The organism is Synechococcus sp. RC10B2 (genome assembly GCF_047502635.1).
The window spans coordinates 899-5,407 of sequence record NZ_JANSHO010000050.1 but is presented as its reverse complement, the minus strand read 5'-3'; the positions used below and the strand labels follow the sequence as shown (position 1 = coordinate 5,407).

Below are 4,509 nucleotides of genomic sequence, written 5' to 3'. Positions count from 1 at the left end.
ATCGCTGCATAGTTGAACAGTGATGTTCAGCAGTGTTCAGCGTAAATGTATCAGCAATTCTGCTGGCTGAGAAAGAATCCCCGTCCTTTAGGGCGGGGGGTATGTCAACCAAAAAGGCCCCCATGTATGAATCAGGGGGGCTTTCGTAAGTCCTGGCTTTGCACTTGCCTAGCGAAGTGGGGAATCCAGCAGAATGACCAGGCGTTCTTCCAAAAACTTCAGGTTGGCCAACACTTGACTAAACGCTTCTTCCTGGGTCCAGTCCATGATCTCCATGGTTTTGTGAACCAGCGATTGCACCGGCACCGGCAAAGGGCCGAAGACATCCACCAGCCAGCGCACCGAGAAAGGATCGATGGTAATGTTCCCCTCAGCTCCCGGCCAGCCGTTGATGTTGACAGGCCCGTTGTCCCGAATGGCGTTGAGAAAAGCCTGCTTGGCATCCAACTTCACCAGAAGGGGGTGGGCTTGTACGGTGCCGTTCCACCATTCGTCGTTCGTAAACGGCTCAGCCTTGGGAATGCCGGGGTGCCCGCACCAAAAATCGATCAAGCGGGTCATGTTGGGGAAAATCAGCTCGATGAAGTGAAGCTTTTGCTCCTCGCTTAACTTATTGAGTTGCCGCATCGAGTAGGGCACCGGCTTGGTCAAGACCCTCTCCAACTTCCACTGCTGCCAATTCACCATGCTAATAAACTCGAGGCCGGCCTGCCTCAACATCTCAAACACCTGCGGCACCGTAAAGCCCTTGTCGCTGCGCAGCAGGAAGTTGGCCAGGATCCCCGCTGTGGTTTTGATGGCATCGCCGTTCCAGTGGCTCTTCACAAAGCTGGCGTCGGTGAGCGCTTCCATCACCTCTCGTAGCAGGGGCACCGCTTTAGCTGCCGGCTCATCCATCACCCCCAGCAGCTCCATGGCCTCCTGCATGTTGAAGATAAACTGACGCTGGTAAAGGCTGTGAACATTGGTGCGGATGATCCCATCGGGCTTGAGCACCTGCCGCATGCCTTTCAAACCGGCAACTGGGTCGTCCAGGAGGTAGAGAACGTCGTTGCAGGCAATAAAATCAAACTCCTCCCCCAGCGCGCTCATGTCGGTAATGTCCATAACGTAAAAGCGGGCGTTCTCGATCTTGTGGAACTTGAAACGCTGCTCCGCTATCTTGATAGACTCTGGGGAAATATCTACTCCCACATAGCGGGCGCCGGGGTTGGCTGTTGCCACAACTAAGGTTTCCCAACCGGAGCCGCAGCCGGCATTGAGGATCACCTTGCCTTCCGGGGATACCACCTTGCGATCCCTTAGGTACCTGGCCGTCGTGATGCTGTTGGCAAACAAAGCAAAGTTGTCGGTAACCGTCTGCTCAATTGGCACATTTGGGTAGGGAAACTCGTCAAACTGCGCCTGGACGGGGTTAGACACAGCGGTCTTTTCCATGGTGATCTCCCTGCTTTTAGGTATCCCAACACTCTTAGCACGTACCCTATCGTACTGCACAGCAAGCAAAAGACTGAGGCAAATCCAGAAAAGCCTGAGGATGGTATAGTGGTGGGGTGTTTTGTAACTACCTAACCTAGAATTCAGGGGAGTCGGGAAGAGGGATCCTTCGATGAGCCCCCGCAAGCGGCTGTTTTGGTTAATGGCAACTTTTCTCCTTGGAATTCTGGCTGCTTGTGGGCTAGCTAGCGGGCCCAGCCTCCTCAGTCGCCCAGAGACTTCATCGCCCGCCCCAGAAGGAGGCGTTGCTGCCTACTACGACGGCAACCCGCAATCGGTAACCATCCGCGATGCCGCCATTGCCTTTGCCATAGCCAACGGGATTACCCAGCCCAGCCAGATTGTCAGCTTTGTCAACAACGTCTTGAGGCTACAGCCCCCCCTCACCCTAGCTGAGGTGACCACGGCCGACCCCAATCCGGTGGCCATCTCCGATTTCGATGGGGATGGCACGCCAGGCACCATTCGGGATGCGGCTATTTTGTTTGCCGTTGCCACCTTGCAGAGCCGCGACGCCAACCGCATCAACACCTTTGTCAACACCGTTTTGCGGCTGCAACCTCCCCTCAACCTGACGCCTGAACAGGCAGCCAGACTGCCAGGGCCAGGATTTGTTCCCCCCACAAGTCCTCCAACGGCCTCCCCTTCGCCGACACCACCCCCCCCACCGGAAGATCCATCGACACCAACGCCAACGCCCTCACCTCCTCCACCAACGCCAACCCCCTCGCCATCTCCGTCTCCTGGTGGGTTTAACATCGAGATTGAGTTTATCGACAACAGCCTCAGCCCTTCCCAGCGCAACATCGTTCTGCAAGCGGCCCGGCGCTGGGAGCAGATCATCACCGGCGACTTGCCCGACGTCACCCTAACTCTGCAGGCTGGCTTCTGCGGAGCTGGTTTCCCCCCGACTCCCCTGGTCAATCGTCCTGTGGATGATCTCTTGGTTCAAGTAACCGGCGCCCGGCTCCTCTCCAGCCCCCCTGAGAGTGATGGTCCGGGTAGGGTTGTGGGTCAAGCGGGCCCCTGCGGCCCTCCTCGGCCCGGGATCGGCATCATCCCCTATGCCAGGATAGGGATCGACCCGGCAGATCTGGGTCGCTTAGAGGATCAGGGATCCCTCTTTGACGTTGTCCTGCACGAGCTGGGCCATGCTCTGGGGTTTGGCACCGTCCCCAACTGGCGTCCTTTTCTCCTCAACAGCGGCACCACCAACCCGCGTTTTGCCGGCCGGCAGGCCACTGCTGAGTACAACAGCCTGGGCGGATCTGGGAATGTGCCGGTGGAGGTTGAGCCACCTCCCGAAGGTCACTGGCGGCGAACCCTAGGGTTGGAGCTGATGACGCCGGTGCTGCCACCGCCACCTGCACGCCCTGCTCTTAGTCGTATTACGGCTGCAGCCATGCAAGACTTGGGGTTCACGGGCGTCAACCTGTCTGCTGCGGATCCCTATGCCCTGCCGCCAGAAGGGCGCATCCGACCAGGGGAGGGGCTTTTCCTGGGGAACGATGCGGTTTTTGGCCCAATTGGGGGAGAGCTCCGCTTGCTTCCCTGAGGACCTGCTAACCCCAGGGAGATGCCCAGCCTAGCCTAGGGCGGCAACAAAAAAAGGCCCCGCTGGGAGTCTGCTAGGAGAAGGGAAGCGAGACGCAGCTCTTGTCCTAGGACAAGACCTGAGCTACGGATGGTCCTGCGGCTGTTGCCCGGCATGGCCACTTTGGCATAGAAAAGGCCCCTCAGTGGGGGCCAAAAAGGAAAGAGGTGGGAAAGGTTAGGAGGGACAAGAAAGGCTAGGGTCAGATTCTACATATCGCTTTTCTGAAGGTGGTATAGAAAAGCCGTTGAAGGTGTTGCCAGTTGGCATGGGAGTGGGAACCACAGTTCCCGGCCCTTGATTATAGATAGCAATACTGGTATTACCTGAAGGAGCGTTTGTGAATCTGTTGCCTTGCACAGTCACAGTGCCACTAGCGTTAACACAAACTCCAATTGCTATTTTTCCTGAAGTTGAGTCTCCTTCTCTTACCTGAATTGACGATCCTTCCACTCTTCCAGAAGCAATGGGGCCTGAGAGGACAACAGCGAAAACATTGCCATTGCTTCCTGCGGCGCTTCCTGTGGCTTTAATCGCGCTCAAGCTTACAGTGCTTCCAACCACCTCCACAGAGCCGGCAGCTGTGTTCCCATAGATACCTACAACGCCCTGCTTGTTCCCTGACCCTACAGCCACAACGGAACTACCATTAGTGACCTTCAAGGTACCACTGCCCTCGTGAAGAATGCCAGTAACAAAGTCTTGGTTGCTTGGAATGGTAATGCGTACGTTCTCAAGAGTAACAGTGCCTGAAACTGATGATGTTACATGAACACATTTGTCGCCTCCACCAACTGCCGTGGCCCCGCTAGTGGTAATACTACCTGTGCTACCTGCGCAGTCAATAACCATGTCTTTCAAAGGCGTGCCCCCCGCCCTGAGCTCAATGGCAGCTGCAGCAGTTCCAGGACCGCCGGGATCCCTGCTGATAATTCTAAACCCTTGCAGCTTGTTGCCCCGCTTGAGAATTAAATACCTACCGTTCAAATCGAGCTCAAAGTTAACGCCATCGTCAGGAACTATCGTGATGGATCCAGTTGCTAAATCGGCACTTACGATATTGTTAGAGCCAGCAGGGTTGACCGTCTCGACACCGCTACGAATGATCCTTACAATAACATTTGTCCCGCCCCCAAGACCTGCTACGTCTCGAACGGTAGAAGACTCTATAGCTTTTTCTACGGTTTTAAATGGCTGAGCAGGTGAAGTGCCCTGGAAGGTATCAGAACCAAAAACCGGATCGACATAGAACTGAGCAGCGGGGGTTGGCGTTGGAGTGGGCGTTGGGGTGGGTGTTGCAGTAGGTGTGGGAGTCGGCGTCGGGGTCGGTGTCGGGGTCGGGGTTGGAGTCGGCGACACGGTGGATTAAGGCGAAGGGGAGGGGCGTGCGATCTGGCGCGGGTAGGAGAAGGGGCTCG

Annotated in this window: 4 protein-coding genes; 1 reads left to right on the top strand and 3 read right to left on the bottom strand. The window is 56.4% G+C overall.

The features are described from left to right. Positions 1 to 168: 168 nt before the first annotated feature. Complete coding sequence (locus tag NW855_RS05945; protein WP_414403008.1) at positions 169 to 1,437, bottom strand: class I SAM-dependent methyltransferase; 1,269 nt, start codon at positions 1,435 to 1,437, stop codon at positions 169 to 171. A 172-nt stretch (positions 1,438 to 1,609) separates the two neighbouring features. Here NW855_RS05945 and NW855_RS05940 point away from each other — a divergent pair, with 172 nt between their 5' ends. After that, on the top strand, positions 1,610 to 3,052 hold the full coding sequence (locus NW855_RS05940) for a peptidase M8 (protein WP_414508519.1): 1,443 nt from the start codon (positions 1,610 to 1,612) through the stop codon (positions 3,050 to 3,052). A gap of 216 nt (positions 3,053 to 3,268) precedes the next feature. Here NW855_RS05940 and NW855_RS05935 read toward each other — a convergent pair whose 3' ends face one another. After that, positions 3,269 to 3,952 (bottom strand): hypothetical protein, encoded by a 684-nt coding sequence (locus NW855_RS05935; protein WP_414508518.1) that lies wholly within the window; start codon positions 3,950 to 3,952, stop codon positions 3,269 to 3,271. Positions 3,953 to 4,313: 361 nt separating this feature from the next. After that, positions 4,314 to 4,509 (bottom strand): hypothetical protein (locus NW855_RS05930; RefSeq protein WP_414508517.1); only part of this gene is annotated, 196 nt, incomplete at its 5' end.

What these genes read in the sequence shown, in the direction of transcription:
- NW855_RS05940 (WP_414508519.1), top strand. Translation starts at nt 1,610, where the DNA reads ATGAGCCCCCGCAAGCGGCTGTTTTGGTTAATGGCAACTTTTCTCCTT.
- NW855_RS05945 (WP_414403008.1), bottom strand. Translation starts at nt 1,437, where the DNA reads ATGGAAAAGACCGCTGTGTCTAACCCCGTCCAGGCGCAGTTTGACGAG.